This window comes from Pontivivens insulae (assembly GCF_900302495.1).
In the GTDB taxonomy this organism is placed as follows: Bacteria; Pseudomonadota; Alphaproteobacteria; order Rhodobacterales; family Rhodobacteraceae; genus Pontivivens; species Pontivivens insulae.
The window spans coordinates 664459-685031 of the sequence record NZ_OMKW01000002.1 but is presented as its reverse complement, the minus strand read 5'-3'; the positions used below and the strand labels follow the sequence as shown (position 1 = coordinate 685031).

21 protein-coding genes and 1 tRNA gene are annotated in these 20573 nt (G+C 60.6%); 12 read left to right on the top strand and 10 right to left on the bottom strand.

Features of this window, described 5'->3' with window-relative positions; all coding sequences use genetic code 11:
* Positions 1–35: 35 nt before the first annotated feature.
* The gene (gene glnA / locus POI8812_RS08780) at positions 36–1445 is read right to left on the bottom strand and encodes a type I glutamate--ammonia ligase (protein ID WP_108782171.1); all 1410 of its coding nucleotides are present in this window, start codon (positions 1443–1445) and stop codon (positions 36–38) included.
* A 63-nt stretch (positions 1446–1508) separates the two neighbouring features.
* A complete protein-coding gene (locus POI8812_RS08775) occupies positions 1509–1847 on the bottom strand; it encodes a P-II family nitrogen regulator (RefSeq protein ID WP_108782170.1) in 339 nt (112 codons plus the stop codon).
* Between the two features lie 168 nt (positions 1848–2015).
* Between POI8812_RS08775 and POI8812_RS08770 the strand changes: the two genes are divergently transcribed.
* The 4 genes from POI8812_RS08770 (at position 2016) to POI8812_RS08755 (ending at position 6300) form a co-directional block, all read left to right on the top strand.
* Complete coding sequence (locus POI8812_RS08770) at positions 2016–3611, top strand: NAD(P)H-hydrate dehydratase (RefSeq protein ID WP_108782169.1); 1596 nt, start codon at positions 2016–2018, stop codon at positions 3609–3611.
* A 65-nt stretch (positions 3612–3676) separates the two neighbouring features.
* Positions 3677–3761, top strand: a tRNA-Leu gene (locus tag POI8812_RS08765).
* Positions 3762–3815: 54 nt separating this feature from the next.
* Positions 3816–5147, top strand: a complete 1332-nt coding sequence (tig, locus tag POI8812_RS08760) for a trigger factor (RefSeq protein ID WP_108782168.1) — start codon at positions 3816–3818, stop codon at positions 5145–5147.
* A 235-nt stretch (positions 5148–5382) separates the two neighbouring features.
* Complete coding sequence (locus tag POI8812_RS08755; protein ID WP_108782167.1) at positions 5383–6300, top strand: tellurite resistance TerB family protein; 918 nt, start codon at positions 5383–5385, stop codon at positions 6298–6300.
* On the opposite strand, the gene POI8812_RS08750 is transcribed toward POI8812_RS08755, so the two are convergent.
* The 3 genes from POI8812_RS08750 to POI8812_RS08740 are packed head-to-tail and all read right to left on the bottom strand — an operon-like array spanning position 6297 to position 9582.
* Complete coding sequence (locus POI8812_RS08750; protein WP_108782166.1) at positions 6297–7151, bottom strand: NAD(P)-dependent oxidoreductase; 855 nt, start codon at positions 7149–7151, stop codon at positions 6297–6299. The two genes, POI8812_RS08755 and POI8812_RS08750, sit on opposite strands and share 4 nt — an antisense overlap.
* A 2-nt stretch (positions 7152–7153) precedes the next feature.
* Positions 7154–8812: a flavin monoamine oxidase family protein gene (locus POI8812_RS08745; protein WP_108782165.1), complete on the bottom strand. Its 1659-nt coding sequence runs from the start codon at positions 8810–8812 to the stop codon at positions 7154–7156.
* Positions 8809–9582, bottom strand: a complete 774-nt coding sequence (locus tag POI8812_RS08740; protein WP_108782164.1) for a nitrilase-related carbon-nitrogen hydrolase — start codon at positions 9580–9582, stop codon at positions 8809–8811. The genes POI8812_RS08745 and POI8812_RS08740 overlap by 4 nt, the downstream gene beginning before the upstream one ends.
* A gap of 203 nt (positions 9583–9785) precedes the next feature.
* On the opposite strand from POI8812_RS08740, the gene POI8812_RS08735 reads away from it, so the two are divergent.
* The 7 genes from POI8812_RS08735 to POI8812_RS08705 all read left to right on the top strand — a co-directional run bounded on the left by POI8812_RS08735 (position 9786) and on the right by POI8812_RS08705 (position 14480).
* Positions 9786–10412 carry an ATP-dependent Clp protease proteolytic subunit gene (locus POI8812_RS08735; RefSeq protein ID WP_108782163.1) on the top strand — a complete coding sequence of 209 codons (627 nt, stop codon included), beginning with the start codon at positions 9786–9788 and terminating at the stop codon, positions 10410–10412.
* A 130-nt stretch (positions 10413–10542) separates the two neighbouring features.
* Positions 10543–11808, top strand: a complete 1266-nt coding sequence (clpX, locus tag POI8812_RS08730) for an ATP-dependent Clp protease ATP-binding subunit ClpX (RefSeq protein WP_108782527.1) — start codon at positions 10543–10545, stop codon at positions 11806–11808.
* Positions 11809–11986: 178 nt separating this feature from the next.
* The gene (locus tag POI8812_RS08725) at positions 11987–12304 is read left to right on the top strand and encodes a hypothetical protein (protein ID WP_108782162.1); all 318 of its coding nucleotides are present in this window, start codon (positions 11987–11989) and stop codon (positions 12302–12304) included.
* 125 nt (positions 12305–12429) lie between these two features.
* Positions 12430–12810 carry an NADH:ubiquinone oxidoreductase subunit NDUFA12 gene (locus tag POI8812_RS08720; protein WP_108782161.1) on the top strand — a complete coding sequence of 127 codons (381 nt, stop codon included), beginning with the start codon at positions 12430–12432 and terminating at the stop codon, positions 12808–12810.
* Complete coding sequence (gene mlaD / locus POI8812_RS08715) at positions 12810–13256, top strand: outer membrane lipid asymmetry maintenance protein MlaD (protein WP_108782160.1); 447 nt, start codon at positions 12810–12812, stop codon at positions 13254–13256. The genes POI8812_RS08720 and mlaD overlap by 1 nt, the downstream gene beginning before the upstream one ends.
* The gene (locus POI8812_RS08710; RefSeq protein ID WP_108782159.1) at positions 13249–13992 is read left to right on the top strand and encodes a class I SAM-dependent methyltransferase; all 744 of its coding nucleotides are present in this window, start codon (positions 13249–13251) and stop codon (positions 13990–13992) included. The genes mlaD and POI8812_RS08710 overlap by 8 nt, the downstream gene beginning before the upstream one ends.
* A complete protein-coding gene (locus tag POI8812_RS08705; protein ID WP_245895324.1) occupies positions 13977–14480 on the top strand; it encodes a DUF2155 domain-containing protein in 504 nt (167 codons plus the stop codon). Before POI8812_RS08710 ends, POI8812_RS08705 begins: the two co-directional genes overlap by 16 nt.
* Positions 14481–14495: 15 nt before the next feature.
* Here the strand turns inward: POI8812_RS08705 and aat are convergent, their stop codons facing one another.
* The 5 genes from aat to POI8812_RS08680 all read right to left on the bottom strand — a co-directional run bounded on the left by aat (position 14496) and on the right by POI8812_RS08680 (position 19303).
* Entirely contained in the window at positions 14496–15140 is a 645-nt protein-coding gene (gene aat, locus POI8812_RS08700; protein WP_108782158.1) for a leucyl/phenylalanyl-tRNA--protein transferase, read from the bottom strand.
* Entirely contained in the window at positions 15140–16489 is a 1350-nt protein-coding gene (gene accC, locus POI8812_RS08695) for an acetyl-CoA carboxylase biotin carboxylase subunit (protein WP_108782157.1), read from the bottom strand. Before accC ends, aat begins: the two co-directional genes overlap by 1 nt.
* Positions 16490–16496: 7 nt before the next feature.
* Positions 16497–17000: an acetyl-CoA carboxylase biotin carboxyl carrier protein gene (gene accB, locus POI8812_RS08690; protein WP_108782156.1), complete on the bottom strand. Its 504-nt coding sequence runs from the start codon at positions 16998–17000 to the stop codon at positions 16497–16499.
* A gap of 139 nt (positions 17001–17139) precedes the next feature.
* Positions 17140–17982: a DsbA family protein gene (locus tag POI8812_RS08685; RefSeq protein WP_245895322.1), complete on the bottom strand. Its 843-nt coding sequence runs from the start codon at positions 17980–17982 to the stop codon at positions 17140–17142.
* Positions 17983–17998: 16 nt separating this feature from the next.
* Positions 17999–19303 carry a M48 family metalloprotease gene (locus POI8812_RS08680; protein ID WP_162845010.1) on the bottom strand — a complete coding sequence of 435 codons (1305 nt, stop codon included), beginning with the start codon at positions 19301–19303 and terminating at the stop codon, positions 17999–18001.
* A gap of 79 nt (positions 19304–19382) precedes the next feature.
* Here POI8812_RS08680 and POI8812_RS08675 point away from each other — a divergent pair, with 79 nt between their 5' ends.
* Positions 19383–20525 carry a pyridoxal phosphate-dependent aminotransferase gene (locus tag POI8812_RS08675; RefSeq protein ID WP_108782154.1) on the top strand — a complete coding sequence of 381 codons (1143 nt, stop codon included), beginning with the start codon at positions 19383–19385 and terminating at the stop codon, positions 20523–20525.
* Positions 20526–20573: the final 48 nt, after the last annotated feature.

The window sequence follows — 20573 nt, the reverse complement described above, 5'->3', positions numbered from 1 at the left end:
GCAGGACGCCCTTTCCAAAGATATATCTGACTGGATCAGACGGAGTAGTAGAGCTGGTACTCGACCGGGTGCGGGGTGTGCTCGTAGGCATACACTTCTTCCCACTTGAGGTCGCAGTAAGCGTCGATCTGATCCTTCGTGAACACGTCGCCGGCCAACAGGAACTCGTAGTCGTTCTGCAGCTCGTCGAGTGCTTCGCGCAGGCTTGCGCAAACGGTTGGGATCTCGGCCAGCTCTTCTGGCGGCAGGTCGTAGAGATCCTTGTCGTTGGCTTCGCCGGGGTGGATCTTGTTCACGATGCCGTCGAGGCCCGCCATCAGCAGTGCGGAGAAGCACAGATAGGGGTTGGAGGACGGATCGGGGAAGCGTGCCTCGACGCGCTTTGCCTTCGGGCTTTCGGTCCACGGAATACGCACGCAGCCGGAACGGTTGGATGCGGAATACGCACGCAGAACCGGAGCTTCGAAGCCCGGGATCAGACGCTTGTAGGAGTTGGTGGACGGGTTCGTGAAGGCGTTCAGGGCCTTCGCGTGCTTCAGGATACCACCGATGAAGTAGAGTGCTTCCATCGACAGATCGGCATACTGGTCGCCTGCGAAGAGCGGCTTGCCGTCCTTCCAGATCGACATGTTCACGTGCATGCCGGTGCCGTTGTCGCCGGCCATCGGCTTCGGCATGAAGGTTGCCGACTTGCCGTATGCGTCTGCCACGTTGTGGATGACGTATTTGTACTTCTGCAGGTTGTCGCCCTGCTTTGTCAGGCTGTCGAAGATCAGGCCCAATTCGTGCTGGTTGGACGCCACCTCGTGGTGGTGTTTGTCGACCTTCATGCCCATGCGCTTCATGGTGGAGAGCATTTCAGAACGCAGATCTTGCGCCGGGTCGATTGGGTTGACCGGGAAGTAGCCGCCCTTGACGCCCGGACGGTGGCCCATGTTGCCCATTTCGAACGCGGTGTCGGTGTTCCAAGCGCCGTCGACTGCGTCGACTTCGAAGGAGACCTTGTTCATCGTGTTGGCATAGCGCACGTCGTCGAAGACGAAGAACTCTGCCTCGGGGCCGACGAAGAAGTCGTCACCAATGCCGGAGGATTTCAGATACGCTTCTGCGCGCTCGGCAGTGCCACGCGGGTCGCGCTCATAGCCTTCGCCGGTGTCCGGCTCGACGATGGAGCAGTGCACGCAGAGCGTTTTTTCCGCATAGAACGGATCGACATAAGCGGACGCCGCGTCGGGCATCAATTTCATGTCGGAGTTGTTGATCGCTTTCCAGCCAGCGATGGAGGAACCGTCGAACATGAAGCCTTCTTCGAGGAAGTCTTCATCGACCTGATCGCTCATCACGGTGACGTGCTGCAGTTTTCCGCGCGGGTCGGTGAAACGGATATCGACGTAGTCGATGTCCTCGTCCTTGATCATTTTTACCAGATCGGAGTTGGCACTCATTGGATGTGTCCTCTCGTTGCGTATTGGTTTTTGGGGTCTTGATACTTGTCCGGGCAGGGCGCTTTACAGCGCTTCCGTGCCGTCTTCGCCGGTGCGAATGCGGATCGCCTGCTGCACATCGGATACGAAGATCTTGCCGTCGCCGATCTTACCGGTCTTGGCGGCTGCCACGATCGCTTCGATCGCGGGCTCGACCAATGCGTCGTCCACGACGACCTCGATCTTCACTTTGGGCAGAAAGTCGACGACATACTCGGCACCACGATAGAGCTCTGTGTGGCCTTTCTGGCGGCCAAAGCCCTTTGCCTCGATGACCGAGAGGCCTTGGATACCGACATCCTGAAGCGCCTCTTTCACTTCGTCGAGCTTGAAGGGCTTGATGATCGCTTCGATCTTTTTCATTCCCGCTTCCTCTTTGCCGCAGGTTTCGACACGGGTTACAAAACAACTCTGTCAGGTTGCTTCAACCAATCGGCAGATAGTCGCGCAGGGCGTGGAGTCGAATCCGGCTTTTCTGCGTAAATTTTGTGCAAGTTGACCGTTTTCCGGGCAAATCGTTGAGGTGATCCTATGGAACTTCTGACCGCAGCCCAGATGCGCGCCATCGAACAGGCCGCAATCGAAAGCGGTCGCGTCACCGGGCTGGAGCTTATGGAACGCGCCGGGCACGGCGTTGTGGAGGCGGTGCTGGAGGAATGGCCGCATTTTGCGACTACACCGCATCGCGCTGTTGTGCTGTGCGGCCCCGGCAACAATGGCGGTGATGGTTTCGTGGTCGCACGCCTGCTGCGAGAGCGCGGCTGGGACGTGGAGGTATTCCTCTATGGCGAAGTCGAGAAACTACCGCCCGATGCGAAGGTGAATGCGGAGCGCTGGTTGGAGATGGCGGAGGTTGAGCTGGTGACTCAGGAGCTCATCAGTCGATTTCAAGCTGATGAGTTTGACTGCTTCGATTGCGCTTTCGACGCCCTGTTTGGAACTGGCTTAAATCGAAACATCAGTGAACTGGCCCAAGCTGCCCTTGAAACGGTTCTCTTTGCTGACACCAAGGTGGCGATAGATATTGCCTCTGGTATTTGCGCGGACTCTGGGCGGTATCTGGGCGACCCAGGATTTCGAGAAAGAGACGCTAAGCTTAGGGTCTTCTTTCCGGCTGATCTCACCGTTACATTCGAAAACCGAAGGGTTGGGCACGTCCTAAGCGAAGGGTTGGCCTCCACGTTCAAGTTGGTAACTAAAAGAATAGGGATCTCGCATCGTATTCTCCGTTGGTACGTGCACCCGAGGTCTCCCATTCGAATTAAGGCCATCACTCGGGATTCCGGGGTCCTTAAGCATATTCATAATCCCCACAAATATTCCCATGGTCACGCCCTGATCCTTGCTGGTGGGGTCGGGAAAGGCGGTGCCGCCCGTCTTGCGGCGCGCGGTGCTCTACGGATCGGGGCAGGGTTAGTCACGGTTGCACCGCCGCCTGCGGCTTTGATCGAAAATGCGGCTCAGTTGAATGCGATTATGCTCAAATCAGTAAGGGATGCGGACGCCCTTGCTGATGCTTTAAAGGACACACGGATCAATGCGCTTTGCCTTGGCCCGGGCCTGGGGGTGGACCGGGCAAGGGCGCTGGTACCTGCCGCCCTCTCGGCCCGACGCGCGACGGTTCTGGACGCCGATGCGCTGACCGCATTCGCCGAAGACCCGCAGACGCTGTTCAATCAACTTCACAATGGCTGTGTCCTCACCCCGCATATGGGTGAGTTCGGGCGGCTGTTCCCCGACATTAAGGCCAAGCTTGACGCGCCGCCGGAAACCGGTCCGGCCTACTCCAAGATCGACGCCGCGCGGGAGGCTGCGTCGCGCGCAGGCTGCACCATATTGCTCAAAGGCCCCGACACTGTCATCGCCGACCCCGATGGCAGGGTAAGCGTCAACGCCTCCGTCTATGAGCGCGCGGCCCCATGGCTCGCCACCGCTGGATCCGGCGATGTGCTTGCGGGATATATCACCGGATTGCTGGCGCGGGGGCATACCCCGCACGCCGCCGCGGCGTCCGCAGCCTGGCTCCACACCGAATGCGCCCTTAAATTCGGCCCGGGCCTTATTGCCGAGGACCTGCCAGAGCAGCTTCCCGCCGTCCTCGCCGATCTTGAGGGCAATTCCCCCTAGCGTCCCCCGAACGGCTCTGTTAAGCGGTGCACGGATTTTCCGGGGCAACCCTGGGAAGGCTCGATGCGGGCGTGGTGGAATTGGTAGACACGCCAGATTTAGGTTCTGGTGCCGCAAGGCGTGGGGGTTCAAGTCCCTCCGCCCGTACCATCGAGCAGGACGAACAGGTATTTGCGCCCTTTGGGCAATGAATGAGGTAAACACATGCAGGTCACCGAGACCCAGAACGAAGGCCTGAAGCGCGGCTACGAGATCACCATGACGGCGGCAGAGCTGGCGGCGAAGGTTGACGAAAAACTCGAAGCAGCCCGCCCCGAAGTGCAGATGAAGGGCTTCCGTAAGGGCAAGGTCCCGATGGCGCTGCTGAAAAAGCAGTTCGGCCAGTCCGTGATGGGTGAAGCGATGCAAGAGGGCATCGACGACGCGCTCAAGGCCCATTTCGAAGAAACCGGTGACCGTCCGGCCGCACAACCCAACGTGCAGATGAAGGGCGAGAACTGGAAAGAGGGCGACGATGTTGTCGTCTCCGTCTCCTACGAAGCGCTCCCCGAAATCAACGAGCCGTCCTATGGCGACCTGACTGTTGAAAAGCTGGTGGCAGAGGTTGAGGACGACGCCGTTGATGAGGCGCTCGCCAATCTCGCCGAATCCACGCAGAACTTCGAAAAGCGGCGCAAAGGGTCCAAGGCCAAGGACGGCGATCAGGTGACCATCGACTTCCTCGGCAAGGTCGACGGCGAAGCCTTCGAAGGTGGTGCCGCGGAAGATTATCCTCTGGTGCTCGGCTCCAACTCCTTCATCCCCGGCTTTGAGGATCAGCTCGTCGGCGTGAAGGAAGGCGATGAGAAGGACGTCGAAGTCACCTTCCCTGAGGAATATCAGGCCGCTCACCTTGCCGGCAAAGCTGCTGTGTTCACTGTGAATGTGAAGCAGGTCGCAGAACCGAAGGCTGCTGAAATCAATGATGAGCTGGCCACGAAGTTCGGCATGGACGACCTCGACGCGCTGAAAGGTCAGCTGCGCGAGCGCCTTGCGGCTGAATATGCCGGTGCGTCCCGCACTGTGACCAAGCGCAACCTACTCGACGCACTGGACGGCGCCGTTTCCTTCGAACTGCCGCCCTCGATGGTCGAGGCGGAGGCAGGTCAGATCGCGCACCAGCTGTGGCACGAGGAAAACCCTGACGTTCAGGGCCACGATCACGAGAAGATCGAACCGACGGATGAGCACAACGCTCTGGCAGAGCGCCGCGTGAAGCTGGGTCTTCTGCTGGCCGAAGTTGGCCAGAAGAACGAAGTCACCGTCTCCGATCAGGAAATGCAGCAGGCGGTCTTCCGTCAGGCGCAGCAATATCCGGGTCAGGAGAAGGCGTTCTTCGACTTCGTGCAGTCCAACCAGCAGGCGCTTCAGCAGATCCGCGCGCCTCTGTTTGAGGACAAGGTTGTCGATTACATGCTTGAATTGGTGAAGGTCGAAGAAAAGACCGTCTCCAAGGAAGATCTGCAAAAGGCAATTGAGGATATGGACGAAGAGTAATCTTCGATCTGATTTCCGAATCTGAAGGGCGTCCTGCGGGGCGCCCTTTTTGCGTTTAAGGTGGTTTGTCGAAACCTATGGTGCGCCGAGTGTGCGCTAGCGCACATTCAACGTGACCGGCAGGCAACAGGCTGAATTTGCATAGGTTTGCGAGGCGTTGACACTCTGGATCAAGCACCGGCCTCACGCGGTACTCTGCCATCCGTCACGCTGTTGTCCGGGGAGTTGTCGGTCCGTGTATTTCAAACCTGCCATCGCTATTGCGACCCTTTGTGCCATGGCGCTTTTGCCCGACGATGCGGAGGCGCGCAGACGTGGCGGCGGCATCCCGTTCTTCGGCGGTGGCGGCGGTCAGCAGGAACTGCACTTCCTGATGGAAACGGAGTATCGCGACAGCGCGGGAAGCAAACTGTCGCTCTGCCATCTGATTGACCACACCCGTATCATGGGCGTGGTATCGCTCTATGCGGAGATGGACGGATACGCATTGTCTGACGACGGCTGCACCGGCGACACCTATTACGAGTTCACGCGAGAAGACGTCGTTGAGGGTAAGAAAGTTGGCTTGCTGCCTGACAGCCTACCCAATGAGCCGGAAATGCCTGCCCAGGACAAGATCGTCTCGATGTGGGGCACATTCAGCATCGGCGCGCTGGCCCTCATCGTGATCGGCGTTCGGGTCAGGGCAACGGTTCCGAACGCCAAGCGCAAGCCGACGCCAACAGCCCCACCGCACGAGAGACGTCCTTCACGGCGTCAAAGCCGTGAAAACCGGCGGGCCGCTGAGCAGGCGGATGCAGGACTGCGCGCCGTCGTTCTGGTCATGAGCCATGTTGCAAAGGCTGACGGCAAACTTGATGCGGAAGAGCTCAAGCTGCTCGCGGACGTCCTGCGCCATATGCTCGACGCCCAGATCCCCCTCGCCGAGATCGTTCAGGAGGTCGCACGGGTGAAGCCCGAGAACTTCTTTGAGGATATGAAACTGCTTGAAAAGATGCGCCTCGATCCGGCGACCAGTGAGGCTATTCTGGGGCAGGCGGTGCGTATCGCGAGCATCGACGGCCAAATTGACGACTCAGAGCTGGCGGTGATCATCCCCATTGCCCGCGCGCTGAGGATTTCAGACGCACGGCGGAACGAAATTCTGGGCTAGTCCTGCGCCCCATTCTCATAGGCAGCCGTTGCCATGCGCGCGGCATCCAGCCCGCCCAATCCAGCATCCACAGCAGCTCGGGCCTGCGCGCCAAACAGCGTCAACAGCGGGGCGGGCAGTCCATGGGTTTCCACAACCCGACGGAACACGTCTGCATCTTTCGCGACCGCCTCAATCGCGCAGCCAACGCTATCATCCTCTCCCAACAACCGGGGCAGCCGATCCGCGAACATGGGTGTGCCCGCAGGTCCACTTGCAAGGATGTTCGCCGCAGTTTCGAGCGACAGCCCCGCGCGCTTTGCCAAGGGCAACAGCTCATTCAAGCCGCAGAAATAGGCCTGGATCATCGCATTGTTGATCGTCTTCATCACCAGCCCGGCACCGAGTGGACCGACATGGAAGATCCGCTCGGTCAGAAGGGTGAGGCGGGCCTGCGCCTCTTGCACAGTTTGCGCCTCTCCACCGATGAAAATGCCGCATTGCCCGGCCAAAACCAGCTCAGGCCCGCCAGATATGGGGGCGTCGACAGCCCTTGCTCCGGCGGCAATGAGCGCCTGTTCGCGTTCCCGCAGCACGTCTGGCACCACGGTGCTGGTCTCAACAATCAATTTGCCGCTCAGGTCTTCGGCGAGCAGCGCATCCAGCATCTCGGCCACGGCTGTGTCATCGAACAGGCTCAGCACCAACATGTCCGAGGACGCGACCAGTGTTGAGAGATCGGGTGCAGATTTAACCCCCTCAATTCTGCGCCCGCTCCGCGTCCATCCGATCACGTCTGCCCCTTGATCGGCAAAGCGGTGGGCCATCGCCGTGCCCATCCGCCCCAGTCCAATGATGCCTATGCGGGTCATGCTCAGTCTCCCAATTCCACGGGACGCAACTGGTCCCACATGTCTCCGGGACCGGGGTTCACACGGTCGGTGCGCCCGCCCAGATGATCCATCACGCCCCACACGGCGTTGAGCGCTGTACTGACGGCGCCCTCCACCCAACCGGGGGTCCAGCTGACATCGTCACCAGCAAGGAAAATGCCCTTTTCGGCCTTAGGTGCGCCCCGCTGCATGAAGTGCGCATACATCCGGTGGTTATAGCGATAATGTCCGGGCAAAGCGCCCTTGAATGCACCTAGGAAATTCGGATCAGCCTCCCAGCTGACCGTGATCGGATCGCCAATGATGTGAGAGCGGATATCGACATCAGGGTAGATTTTCTCCAGCGCACCAAGTGCCAATTCCACCCTCTTTTCAACGGGTAAGGGCAGCATCTTCAGTGCATCCGTCATCCAGGAATAGGTCAGGCAAATCACGCCCGGTTTGCCCTCGCCCTGATCCAGCAGATAGGTGCCACGTGTCAGGCGGTCGGTCAGCGTCATGCTCATAACTTCCCGCCCGTCCGCGTCGCGGTCCCGCCAGAACGCACGGTCCGTCATCACGAAGGTCTTGGACGATTGCATGTAACGGGTGCGGTCCAGCGCCATCCACACCTTTGGCGAGAACAAAGCCTCCTCCGTCTCAATCGCGGTGGTCATCAGCCAGCTCTGACAGGTGGAGATGACAGCGGCATAGCGCTGCGTCGTCCCCCAATTGTCAGTCACGCATAATGCATCATTCTCATCGCGGAACAGGCGGGCGGCACCCGCGCGCGGTGCGCCGTCATTGAGTGATTTCAGCGTCGTTCCATGGGGCCAATGCACCGGAGCAATCGGCGCGTGCTCCCACAGCCCCTTTGGTACCTTGCTCGCCCCGCCCACGACGAAACGTTGCGCATCGTCGAGTTCCGTCAGATTAACCCGAAGGATTTCAAGCATCGAGTTGGGAAAATCGCTGTCCCAACCACCTGTGCCAAAGCCCACCTGACCGAACACCTCGCGGTGATGAAAGCTCAGCTTCTGGAACGCTTCGGATGACACCACAAAATCGTAGAATGTGCGCTCGTCCCAGGCTTTTACCAGCGGATCCCAGATTGCCTTGATCCGCTCCACATCCTTGGCCGCTATGGCTGCTTTCAGGTCGCTGAACCGCGCGCCTTCCTCCAGCGCGGCGTCATAGGCCTCCGCCACTTCGCGATAGAGCGCGGGCAGATCATCGAGGCTTTCGGCATAGTGCCGGTTGCCCTCAATCTCGATGACGGTCGAGCCTGCGGCCTCTGTCAGCGGGTTCGGGAAAGGCCGTGTCTCCAGCCCCAGTTTGTTGATGTAGTGGTAAAAGGCACGGGACGAGACGGGAAAGCGCATGCCGCCCAGTTCGGCCACAATGTCAGTCTGACCCGTGAAGGGGCGGGAACGCAGACGCCCGCCAATCTCCCCCGGATCGTAGAACACGGGGTGCAGCCCCATCCGCATCAGTTCATATCCAGCCGTGATCCCGGCCATGCCGGCCCCGATGACGGCAACTTTCGCGCCATGGAACTTCTCAGGGATCGTGCCCAGACCTGCCGGGTGACCCAGCCAACTTTCATAATCGAAGGGGAAATCAGGGCCAAAGGCTGTCACGGAGTTTTCTGTTGGGCTCATCGGTAGAGCTCCGTCCGGGTCTGGGAGAGATAGTCGAGATCGGCGCGGACCCGCGTCACGTCGTCCCGGTTCACATCGGCAAAGATCAGGGCAGGGGCGTCGTCGCCAGCGCGCGCCAGATCATCGCCATCAGCCGCGCAAATACAGCTGAGCCCGCAATAGTCGAAAGTGCCATCAAAGCCGACAGGGTTTGCATAGGCGATTGCCACTCCGTTTTCCTGCGCGCGTGCTGGCACCAATCGTGTCGCGACAGATTGGTAAGGCTTCATGTTGGCGGTAGGCACCAGGATCAGATCGGCGCCCGCCCGGCGCAGACAGCGCGCAACCTCAGAGAATTCGATGTCAAAACAGATGGCCAACCCGATGCGCAGACCGCCGAATTCGATCACGTTGCTGATCGCCTCACCGGCATCGAATTGGGTGGCATCCACATCGCCGTAAAGATGGGTCTTGCGATAACTCATGCGCAGCGCACCTGTGGCATCGAATAGCGCCGCCGCGTTATAGCGTGGGGCTTCGGGGCCACCGGCGGCGATAGCGATCCCGCATGCCTCGGCAATCTCCGCCACTCCGGCCCAATGGGCCCGGTCAAAGGGCGCGGCCAATTCGCGCACAGCCGCGGCCCCGATCGTGTAGCCGGTCAAAGCCATTTCCGGCGTCACGAGCAGGTCTGCGCCGCCTTCACGCGCCTCCGTCGCGGCGTCTCGAAGAACCTCCAGAAACGCCTCTGGCGATGACGTGGGGGCGGATTGCAGCAAGGACAAGCGCATCGAAAACCTGTAATCTATGAAGGCCCAAGGTGTCGCGCCTGCGGGGTGTCCGGTCAAGCCTTGTGATTTGTGGCCCACACAGCACGCGGCCGATTGCCAGTGCGCCCCTTGCAGCCCCCCGGTCGCAACACTACACCTAAGGGCCAAGAAGACTGCAAACCGGGCCGCGCCCTGCGGCACGGCCCGAACAAGAGGCACGAGACATGCGCGATCCAATCGAAACCTACATGAACCTTGTGCCAATGGTCGTCGAGCAATCGGCGCGGGGCGAGCGGGCCTTTGACATTTTTTCACGACTGCTCAAAGAGCGGATCGTGTTCGTGTCCGGCCCCGTCCATGATGGCATGTCGAGCCTTGTGGTGGCACAGCTGCTCTGGCTTGAATCCGAGAACCCGAAGAAAGAAATCCAGATGTACATCAACTCGCCCGGCGGCGTGGTGACATCCGGTCTTTCGATCTATGACACGATGCAGCTCATCAAACCTGCGGTCTCCACGCTCTGTGTGGGGCAGGCGGCGTCGATGGGCTCGCTGCTGCTGACGGCGGGCGAGAAGGACATGCGCTTCTCGCTGCCCAATTCGCAGATCATGGTGCATCAGCCCTCCGGCGGTTATCAGGGGCAGGCGACGGACATTATGATCCACGCCCGCAACACCGAGAATCTCAAGAAGCGACTCAACGAGATCTACGTCGAACATACCGGTCAGGACTACGCCACCGTCGAGGCCGCATTGGAGCGTGACAACTTCATGCAACCGCAAGAGGCGCTCGATTGGGGCCTGATCGACAAGATCGTCGAGAAACGCGGCGAGATTGGTGACGAAGCGTAAACCGCTGTCGAGCTAATTTGACACGGGGCGCGCGAAAATCGTTTCGCGCGCCTTGTCATTCCCGGACCCATGCGGTCCAATGCAGGCCAGTTGACGGATCGGGCGTGAACCCGACCGGAAGGAGGGCATGATGTCCAAGTCTAATGGTGGTGAATCCAAAAACACCCTGTACTGCTCTTTCTGCGGGAAGAGCCAGCATGAGGTGCGCAAACTGATCGCGGGCCCGACCGTGTTCATCTGTGATGAATGCGTGAGTCTCTGCACAGACATCATCCGTGAAGAGACGAAATCCGGCCTCGTGAAATCGTCCGATGGTGTTCCCAGCCCGCAGGAGATTTGCGGCGTCCTCGACGATTACGTGATCGGGCAGGCGCAGGCCAAGCGCGTGCTGTCCGTTGCCGTGCACAACCACTACAAGCGTCTCGACCACGCCTCCAAGAATGGCGATGTGGAGCTTGCGAAATCCAACATCATGCTGATCGGCCCGACCGGCTGCGGCAAGACGCTGCTCGCGCAGACACTGGCGCGTATCCTCGATGTGCCATTCACAATGGCCGATGCGACGACGCTGACCGAAGCGGGCTATGTCGGGGAAGATGTGGAGAACATCATCCTCAAGCTGCTCCAATCGGCTGAATATAATGTGGAGCGGGCGCAGCGCGGCATCGTCTATATCGACGAGGTCGACAAGATTTCCCGCAAGTCCGACAACCCCTCCATCACCCGCGACGTCAGCGGGGAAGGCGTGCAACAGGCGCTCCTGAAGATCATGGAGGGCACGGTTGCCTCCGTTCCACCGCAGGGTGGTCGCAAGCATCCGCAACAGGAATTCCTGCAAGTGGACACGACAAACATCCTGTTCATCTGCGGTGGCGCCTTTGCCGGCCTCGACAAGATCATCTCCCAACGCGGGCGTGGCTCTGCCATGGGCTTCGGCGCGGATGTGCGGGATGAAGAGGATCGCGGGATCGGCGACATCTTCATGGATCTGGAGCCGGAAGACCTGCTGAAATTCGGTCTGATCCCAGAATTCGTGGGTCGTCTGCCGGTAATCGCCACGTTGCGCGATCTGGACGAAGACGCGCTTGTGACCATCCTGTCCGAGCCGAAAAACGCGCTGATCAAACAGTACCAGCGCCTGTTCGAGATGGAGGATGCCAAGCTCACCTTCACCGATGAGGCCCTGCGCGCCATCGCCAAGAAGGCCATTGAGCGCAAGACGGGTGCCCGCGGCCTCCGCTCCATCCTCGAAGCGGCTCTGCTCGACACAATGTTCGACCTGCCCGCGCTGGAAGGCGTCGAGGAGGTCGTGGTGAACCCCGATGCAATCGACGGCGACGGAAAGCCGATCTACGTCTACTCCGACAAGGCGCAGGAGCCTGCAACGGCGGGCTAGGATGATCTGAACAATTTATACAATCGCCCCGTCCGAAAGGTCGGGGCGTTTTTTATTGTGGCATATCGTTCGCCTTTGATTGAGCGGCCAAAATCAATTGTCTTATTTTGGTTTCAACGGGCCAGGAACCATCCTAGGCTCCCTTCCAAAGATACAGAGCCATTTTTTGGAGGTTGCCTTGTCCGCACTCAAATTCGCTGCCATCGCAGGATTCACCCTCGTCGCGGCATCGTCACACGCCGCGACCTGTCCCGCCGATGCGCCTGAAGGCTATCAATGGCTTTCGGGCTATGTTGATGAATTTCGCGCGGACGGCACCATCAGCACTTGGTTCACTGACAGCTACGCCCAGCATCCCGACGATGTTGCCCTGAGAGGCTTGCAAGCCTTCTTTGATGCAGGGGGTAACGTGGATGAAGCGCGTGCTCTCTTCCAGCAACGCGGCGGGTCCGATGCCGCATTCGACATGGCCATGGCCTGCGCCGGGGTCGAGTAGGCGCACGCTGCCATATGGGGCAAGCAGGTTATTTTGGGCGTGGCTCAGTCGCGAACGCGCACTTTACCTCTGACCCGGATTGGGTGCATAACACCCGCAAACACATGCCCTTCGGAGCGAAGCACATGAACCCGATCCTGCGCCTTTTGACCTGGTGGAACGGCTCCACCCTGAACACTGCCCTCTGGTCTCGCCGGAATGGGCAGAAGGTGGGTGAGGATGCTCAGGGCAACGTTTACATGCAGACCTCTGACGGCGCCCGCCGCTGGGTGATGTATAACGGGGATATGGAGGCGTCCCGCGTCTCCCCCGAATGGCATGGTTGGCTGCACCACACCTTCGATCAACCACCGACCGAGGCGCCGTTGCCCCGCAAGGATTGGGAAAAGCCGCATCTGGAAAACATGACGGGCACCGCGCTTGCCTATCGCCCGCCCGGCTCGATTCTGACCCCGGAAACCCGCCCCCAGCGGCGCGGCGATTATGAGGCCTGGCAGCCAGAGTGATGGCCAATAATGTCTTAGAAACCCTGGTTGGAGCGGCCGTCCTCGCTGCAGCGGCGGGGTTCGCCTATGTGGCAGCGGGTGCGACGGGCACCGGTGTTTCGTCAGACAGCTACGCGCTCAGCGCCAGCTTCCGTTCCCTCAGCGGTGTTGGCCCGGGAACCGATGTGCGTGTGGCCGGCGTCAAGGTTGGCACCATTTCGGACATCTCGCTTGATTCGATCACCTATGAGGCCGTAGCGCAGTTCACGGTGAGCGCTGATCTGGAATTGCCCGAGGACAGCGACGCTCGCATCCTGGCCGACGGTCTGCTCGGCGGCAACTATGTCAGCATCACGCCGGGCGCGTCGGATTTCATGCTTGTCGATGGGGATGAAATCCTGAACACCCAGGGCTCCGTCAGCCTGCTCGACCTCTTCGTGAGTTTTGCTGGCTCATCCAATGACTGACGATTGGTCGGCTGAGGCCTATGCGGCCAATGCGCGCTTTGTCTCGGACCTGGGCGCACCTGTGCTGGACCTTCTGGCCCCCCGGGCAGGGGAGCGTGTTCTCGATCTGGGGGCGGGTGATGGCGCGCTGACCGACCGGATTGTGGCGGTGGGTGCCGATGTGCTCGCCGTTGATGGGTCTGCCGATATGGTCGCCGCTGCTCAGGCGCGCGGGCTAACGGCGCAGGTTGTTGACGGGCATGCGCTGGATTTTCGGGCGGAGTTCGATGCGGTGTTCAGCAATGCCGCGCTCCACTGGATGACCCAACCGCAGGCCGTGATCGCGGGGGTACATGCGGCACTGAAAGCGGGCGGCCGCTTTGTGGGCGAATTTGGTGGCATGGGCAATGTTGCCGCGATCCGTACCGCCCTGATCGCGGAATTGGCGCGTGAAGGTGTGACCGCCGATCTCAAAGACATCTGGTACTTTCCGTCTGTCGCAGAATATCGCGCAGCACTGGAAAAGGGTGGTTTTGACGTTACCTCGATCACATTGATACCACGCCCCACACCGGTTCCGGCCGGAATGCGCGCATGGGTAGAGACGTTGGCCGCACCGGTCCTGCACAAGGTTCCGGGGGATCGGTCAGCGTTCCTTGACCGGGTTACGGCCTTGCTGGAACCGGCCTTGTGTGACGGAACGGGCGCGTGGACGGCGGATTATGTAAGGTTGAGGTTTTCATGCGTAAAGCCCTGATAACACTGGCGATCAGCCTGATGGCCACGACAGCCACGGCGCAGGTGGAGCAGGACATTCTTGAAGATCTGCTGCGCGACTTTGGCGATGACGTGATACCAGATCGTGGGGAGATCACGTCACGTGTCGTCGATGGTGCCGTGCTTCGCGGTCTCGATACGTTGAATGGGACCGTCTCCATCTTCGCGGTTCCCGTCGGTCAGACGGTTGATTACGAGCGGCTAACCATTGATCTGGAAGCATGCCGGATCCCCGCGGAGGGGGAGAAGCCGGATGGATATGCCTTCCTGCATATTCAGGACCAGCGAGAGGACGCGCCACAATTCTCCGGTTGGATGATCGCGTCCAGCCCGGCGCTCAACGCGCTCGACCATCCGCGCTACGATATCTGGGTTGACCGCTGCTATGAGGGCGAAATGCCGGAGCTTCCAACGCTGGAACGCGTGTCCGCCGACCGTACGTTGCAGCCCGCCCCACAGGATCAATAGATCCCGGAAAATGCTTTACGCGGCTTTGGCGAGGGCAATGATCCGATCAACTTCTGTGTCCAGGGGCAGGGCGCTCCACTCGGCCTGCACCGAAAGCGCGCGGGCCAATCGTGACCGATAGGCCGCACGGCTGATCTCCATCCCGCCCATGCTTTCCAGATGATCGGTCAGAAACTGTGTGTCGAGCAGAACGAACCCGCCCGCGCGCAACCGCGCCACCAGCCAGACCAGTGCCAGCTTTGATGCATCAGTCATACGACTGAACATGCTTTCGCCAAAGAAGGCCCCGCCCAGACGCACGCCGTAGAGGCCACCAACCAACGCACCGCTGGCCCACACCTCAACCGAGTGGGCAAAGCGCAACTGGTGCAGCTCTCCATAAAGCCGAAAGATCTCGTCGTTGATCCAGGTCTCGTCGCGATCTGCACAGGCAGAGACGACATCGGCAAAGGCCGTGTCCACGCGTATCTCGAAATCCTGGCGTCGCGCGCGTTTCTTCAGAGAGCGGGAAATATGCAAGCCGTCGAGCGGAATGATCCCCCGGCGCGTCGGATCAACCCAGCGCGTTTCCCCATCCCGCGTCTCCGCCATGGGAAAGACGCCAGCGGCATAGGCGTTGAGCAGCAGCTCCGCCGTTACCGCTGGCGCATCATCGCGCATCAGGTGTCAAAAGTCCGATCCAGCCACTTTTCAAGCCAGTGGATATTGTAGTCACCCGTCTGCACATCAGGCTCAGCCAGCAGCATGGGGAAGAGGGGCAGCGACGTGTCGACACCTTCCACAACAAACTCGCTCAACGCACGATCCAGCCGGGCCAGCGCCTCTGGCCGATCCTTGCCATAGACGATCAACTTTCCGATCAGGCTGTCGTAATAGGGCGGGATGCGATAGCCGGCATAGATCGCACTGTCCATCCGCACGCCCAGACCACCAGGTGCGTGAAAGGCCGTGATATCACCCGGCGAGGGGCGGAATTCCGGCAGTTTCTCTGCATTGATCCGGCATTCGATCGCATGGCCGCGCGGGACAAGATCGTCCTGGGTAAAGCTCATCGGCTCCCCTGCGGCGACACGGATCTGCTCCTGAACCAGATCAACACCGTAGATCGCCTCGGTCACAGGATGCTCGACCTGTAGGCGCGTGTTCATTTCGATGAAATAGAACTCACCATTCTCATAGAGGAATTCGATGGTGCCCGCGCCAATATAGTTGATCGCCGCGACGGCCTCCGCGCAGGTCTTTCCGATTTCTGCGCGCTGCTCAGCCGTGATGATCGGGGAGGGGGCCTCCTCAAACACCTTCTGGTGCCGACGTTGCAGTGAGCAATCCCGCTCACCCAAATGGACCGCATTGCCTTTGCCATCGCCAAAGACCTGAATCTCGATATGGCGGGGGATTTGCAGATATTTCTCGATATAGACCGCATCATCGCCAAAGGCGGCCTTGGACTCCGTCCTGGCAGAGCGGAAGGCCGTATCCATATCCTCGGCAGTCTCTGCAACCTTCATGCCCCGTCCACCGCCACCGGCGGCCGCTTTGACAATGACGGGATAACCCATCTCGGCGGCAATCGCGTGTGCCTCTTCCAGCGTTTCAACACCCCCGTCAGAACCGGGAACACAAGGCACCCCCAGTTTCTTCATCGTGTCCTTGGCGGCAATCTTGTCGCCCATGACATTGATGTGGTCTGCGGAGGGTCCGATGAAGGTGATGCCATGATCGGCAACGATCTGAGAGAATTGTGCATTCTCGCTCAGGAAGCCATAGCCGGGATGGACGGCATCTGCCCCTGTGATTTCGCAGGCAGAAATGATGTTGGGGATCGACAGATAGCTTTGTGCGCCAGAGGGCGGGCCGATGCACACGCTCTCATCCGCCATGCGAACATGCATCGCATCGCTGTCAGCGGTGGAGTGCACGGCAACCGTCTTGATCCCCATTTCCTTGCACGCGCGGTGGATGCGCAGCGCAATCTCACCCCGGTTCGCAATCAGGACTTTCTTGAACATTCCCGCCTCACTCGATCACAACGAGAGGGGCACCAAACTCAACCGGTTCACCATCCCCAACCAGAATACGCGCCACCTTGCCCGCTTTCGGGGAGGGGATCTGGTTCATGGTTTTCATCGCCTCGATGATCAGCAAGGTCTGACCCTCGGCCACCTGATCGCCCACAGACACGAAGGAGGGCGCGCCGGGCTCTGCCTGCAGATAGACCGTCCCCACCATCGGAGAGGTTACTGCACCGGGCAGCTGTGCCGGATCGGTCGGGGCTTCTGCCGCTGGGGCAGAGGCAGCTGCTGGGGCGGCGGCGCTGGCAGGTGCGGGGGCCGCAGCAGGGGCTGCGACCGGGGCAGGGGCTGCGACAACTTGCTGGACCGTCTGGCGCGACACGCGCACTTCCAGCTTGTCATCCTCACCGAACTTCCGACCAACCTCGATTTCGGTCAGGTCCGTGTCGTTGAGCAATTTCGCCAGTGCCGTGATGAATGCGGTATCCGCGTCATATTTGTCTGCCATGATCCCTCGCGCGTCTAACCCGGCACCCCGCCGGGCGGCCCCGATTTGAGAGGGGCCATTGTTACTGCTTGAGACTCATATAAGCCGAAGTGACGCAACGTGAAAGCCCGATCCGAACCGTGGGATCAAGGCAATGCGCTTAATTGGCGGTGTTGCGGACGGCAGCAACCGCCTCTTCCATCTGGGGCAGTGGCAGGAAGCCACGGATCACGGTGTCTCCCATCACGAAAGTCGGTGTACCTGTGATCTCCAACGCCCCGGCAAGCGCACGGGTCGCTGCAATCCGCTCGTCAATCTCTTCGTTATTTTCCATCGCTGCCCGCATCGCCGTGACATCCGCCCCGGCGCGTTGGGCCAGACCGTCGATCACCTGCGACGACAATTGACCGCCAAAGGTCATCAGCGTGTCGTTGAAGCGTTCATAGACGGCTGCACCATCCTCGATCAGGACGGCCACGGCAGCGCGGCTCGCCTCGACGCTCATCGGGCCGAGAATGGGCAATTCCTTTACGACGTAACGGATGTTGCCGTCCTGTTGGATCAGGGTCTGCACCTCGGCATGGGCGCGCTTGCAGAACCCGCACTGATAGTCGAGGAATTCGACGAGCGTGATGTCCCCGTTTGGATTGCCACCCACATACGAAAACCCGTCATTGAACAGGTCGTCCGCCGCATCGGCGACCATCTGACGCTCGGCCTCTGCCGCTTCCGCAACCTGTTGTGCCTCAAGCAGCCCGATCACCTCTACAATGATCTCTGGGTTTTCCAGTAGATAGCGACGCATTTCCCCTTGCAATGCATCGCGCGAGGCATCGTCCAGATCGAGCAGGGAGAGCGCCTCGCCCTGCGGCGCCTCTTGCTGTGCCATTGCAACGGGCGCATCCGGGGTGGAGAGGGTTCCGCCGAAATATCCGGCCCCGCCTCCAATGATCGCGGCAGCAGCAATGGCGAGCGTCAAGGGACGTGTCGTCGTTTCAGTCATCTCTCATCCCCCGGCGTCACAGCCGCTCCAGCACGGCAATCAGATCTTGTGCCCTTATCCAATCCGGAGAGCCGTTGGGCAACCCCTCGGCCGCACGCCGGGCGAACCGCAGCGCATCCTCAACTTCGCGGTTCAAGGCATAGCGCTCCGCTGTGTACAGGGCGGCCTGCGCCGTATTGCCAGCGCGCGCATGCGCCTCCGCCAGCGCGCGCAGCGAAAGCGGTGTTCCGGTCGCGCCTTCGCGCGCTGCCGAAAGCTGGCGCAACGCCTCGGCATTGTTTTGACCTGTTGCGAGCAGTGCGCGACCATATCCGGCGCGCAGCAATGGTGCGTCGGGCCGCAAGGTCACCGCCTGACGGTAAGGTCCGACCGCCGCTTCCGCCTGTCCGGCTTCCAACAGGAATTGACCTTTCAGCTCATGAAGCCACGGGTTTTGCGGCTCGATGGCAAGGGCGGCGTCGATCTCACGCAGGGCAGCACCCAGATCCGGGATGCGGTGCATCGCAACGGCCCGCTGGATACGCGCGGCCATATCGGTCCGGCCTTCCACACGGCGCAGCGCATCGCTGGGCCCACGCAAGAAGCCATCGAACTTGGCCTGCATCCGGCGATAAGCCTCTTCCGTCGCCGGATCAACAGTGGCCCCCCGGCTCGACGCATTGTCCGCCCGGCGCGACAACAGGTCGATCCGGGTCGAGCTAAGCGGATGGGACTGCGCATATTCGTCCTGGCGCGCCGTCGACAGCAGGTCCTGGCCCCGGAACAGGTCGAGCGTGTCGAGCATCGCGCCCGGGTCAATCCGCGCAAGGTCCATATAGCGTGCACCCAGCTGATCCGCCGTCGCCTCCTGATCGCGGGTATAGGCGCGCAGCAGGCCCTCCGCCGTGCCTTGCGCCCCGCTCGCAATCGCGACACCAGCACCGGGCGCTCCTGCAAGGCCGACAATCAGGCCAAGAACAGCACCGGCCGCACTGTTCCGCTCGGCCTGTGCAATCTCAAAACTGCGCGCGGTGATATGTCCGGCAGTGATATGGCCCAGCTCATGTGCAATCACCGCTTGCAGCATATCCGCGCGCGGCAGGCGCTGGATCAGCCCGGAATGGATGAAGATATTCTGCCCGCCCGTGACGAACGCATTCATCTCCCGATCATTGACGATGAAAATATTGGTGCTGCCCGGCGCAAGGCCCGCCGCACGCTCTAACGGGGCGGTCAGATCGGCAAGCACCTGCTCGATTTCCGCATCCCGGATCAAACCCTGAGCTGTCGCCGCCTGCGCCAGCACCACAAAGCACATCAACGCCGCCAGAAGAAATCGCATTGTTACAATCCCCCGCTTGACGCCTGCGCGCCCGCTACTCAAAAACCCTCGCAACACACTCGAACCTAGGGCGGGGCTCATGCGGATATCAAGTCGAAGTGAAGTCGATAGCTTTATCGTGATGGACGTGATGGAGGCCGCCCGTCAGGTGGAGGACGCAGGCCAGTCCGTCATTCATATGGAGGTCGGTCAACCCGGAACGGCCGCCCCCGCGGCGGCGCGCGAAGCCGTTGCCAATGCGATGGAGCAGGGGCCGCTCGGATATACTGTCGCCCTCGGCCTTCCGGCTCTACGTGCCCGGATCGCGCGGCTCTACGGCGAATGGTACGATGTCGACCTCGATCCCGGGCGGGTCGTCGTGACGGCCGGCAGCTCAGCAGGGTTCCTGCTCTCGTTCCTGTCGCTCTTCGATGCGGGACAACGTGTGGGGATCGCGGATCCGGGCTACCCCAGCTATCGCAATATTCTGCGGGCCCTGAACCTCGAACCGGTGCGGATCGAGGGCACGCTTGAAGGGAGGTTTCAGCCGCAACCGGCTGATTTAACACATGATCTCGACGGTGTGCTGGTGGCCAGCCCAGCCAATCCGACCGGCTCGATGCTGGGGCGCGAGGCTCTGTCCAATCTGCTGGAGGCCGCCCGCGCCAACGATGTCGCCTTCATCTCTGACGAGATCTATCACGGTCTTGACTATGCCGGGCAGCGCGGGGTGACCGCGCTCGAATTGACGGATGAGGCGATCGTCATCAACTCGTTCTCAAAGTACTTTTCGATGACCGGTTGGCGTGTCGGCTGGATGGTGGTTCCCGAAAGCCATGTGCGCACAATTGAACGCCTGGCGCAGAACCTGTTCATCTGTCCCAGCCATGCCAGTCAGATCGCTGCGCTTGGCGCCATGGATGCCACTGATGAGCTTGAGGCCAATCGTGCCGTCTACGCACGCAACCGGACCATCCTGCTGGACGCGCTGACGCAGGCAGGCTTTGCCGATATCGCGCCGCCCGACGGGGCCTTCTACATTTACGCAAATATCGCGGCGACCGGGCTGACATCCCGCACCTTCACCGACCGACTTTTGCGGGAAGCAGGCGTGGCGGCGACACCGGGCCTCGACTTTGATAAGGAGCGGGGCCATCACACCGTCCGCTTCTCCTATGCTGGATCGACGGAGGCCATTCAGGAAGGTGCAGAGCGGATCGCCCGGTTTATGCAGCAACTCTAGGCTAGCGGAACCATCCCGCGCTCCCGCCCGTTTCGCCGGTGGGAGGAG

Excerpts from the sequence above, each read along its gene's own strand:
- POI8812_RS08705 (WP_245895324.1), top strand. The coding sequence starts at position 13,977 with ATGCGTAAAGCCCTGATAACACTGGCGATCAGCCTGATGGCCACGACA.
- accC (WP_108782157.1), bottom strand. The coding sequence starts at position 16,489 with ATGTTCAAGAAAGTCCTGATTGCGAACCGGGGTGAGATTGCGCTGCGC.
- POI8812_RS08745 (WP_108782165.1), bottom strand. The coding sequence starts at position 8,812 with ATGAGCCCAACAGAAAACTCCGTGACAGCCTTTGGCCCTGATTTCCCC.
- POI8812_RS08735 (WP_108782163.1), top strand. The coding sequence starts at position 9,786 with ATGCGCGATCCAATCGAAACCTACATGAACCTTGTGCCAATGGTCGTC.
- POI8812_RS08680 (WP_162845010.1), bottom strand. The coding sequence starts at position 19,303 with ATGCGATTTCTTCTGGCGGCGTTGATGTGCTTTGTGGTGCTGGCGCAG.
- tig (WP_108782168.1), top strand. The coding sequence starts at position 3,816 with ATGCAGGTCACCGAGACCCAGAACGAAGGCCTGAAGCGCGGCTACGAG.
- mlaD (WP_108782160.1), top strand. The coding sequence starts at position 12,810 with ATGGCCAATAATGTCTTAGAAACCCTGGTTGGAGCGGCCGTCCTCGCT.
- POI8812_RS08710 (WP_108782159.1), top strand. The coding sequence starts at position 13,249 with ATGACTGACGATTGGTCGGCTGAGGCCTATGCGGCCAATGCGCGCTTT.
- glnA (WP_108782171.1), bottom strand. The coding sequence starts at position 1,445 with ATGAGTGCCAACTCCGATCTGGTAAAAATGATCAAGGACGAGGACATC.
- clpX (WP_108782527.1), top strand. The coding sequence starts at position 10,543 with ATGTCCAAGTCTAATGGTGGTGAATCCAAAAACACCCTGTACTGCTCT.
- aat (WP_108782158.1), bottom strand. The coding sequence starts at position 15,140 with ATGCGCGATGATGCGCCAGCGGTAACGGCGGAGCTGCTGCTCAACGCC.
- POI8812_RS08750 (WP_108782166.1), bottom strand. The coding sequence starts at position 7,151 with ATGACCCGCATAGGCATCATTGGACTGGGGCGGATGGGCACGGCGATG.
- POI8812_RS08740 (WP_108782164.1), bottom strand. The coding sequence starts at position 9,582 with ATGCGCTTGTCCTTGCTGCAATCCGCCCCCACGTCATCGCCAGAGGCG.
- POI8812_RS08685 (WP_245895322.1), bottom strand. The coding sequence starts at position 17,982 with ATGACTGAAACGACGACACGTCCCTTGACGCTCGCCATTGCTGCTGCC.
- POI8812_RS08775 (WP_108782170.1), bottom strand. The coding sequence starts at position 1,847 with ATGAAAAAGATCGAAGCGATCATCAAGCCCTTCAAGCTCGACGAAGTG.
- POI8812_RS08720 (WP_108782161.1), top strand. The coding sequence starts at position 12,430 with ATGAACCCGATCCTGCGCCTTTTGACCTGGTGGAACGGCTCCACCCTG.
- accB (WP_108782156.1), bottom strand. The coding sequence starts at position 17,000 with ATGGCAGACAAATATGACGCGGATACCGCATTCATCACGGCACTGGCG.
- POI8812_RS08675 (WP_108782154.1), top strand. The coding sequence starts at position 19,383 with ATGCGGATATCAAGTCGAAGTGAAGTCGATAGCTTTATCGTGATGGAC.
- POI8812_RS08770 (WP_108782169.1), top strand. The coding sequence starts at position 2,016 with ATGGAACTTCTGACCGCAGCCCAGATGCGCGCCATCGAACAGGCCGCA.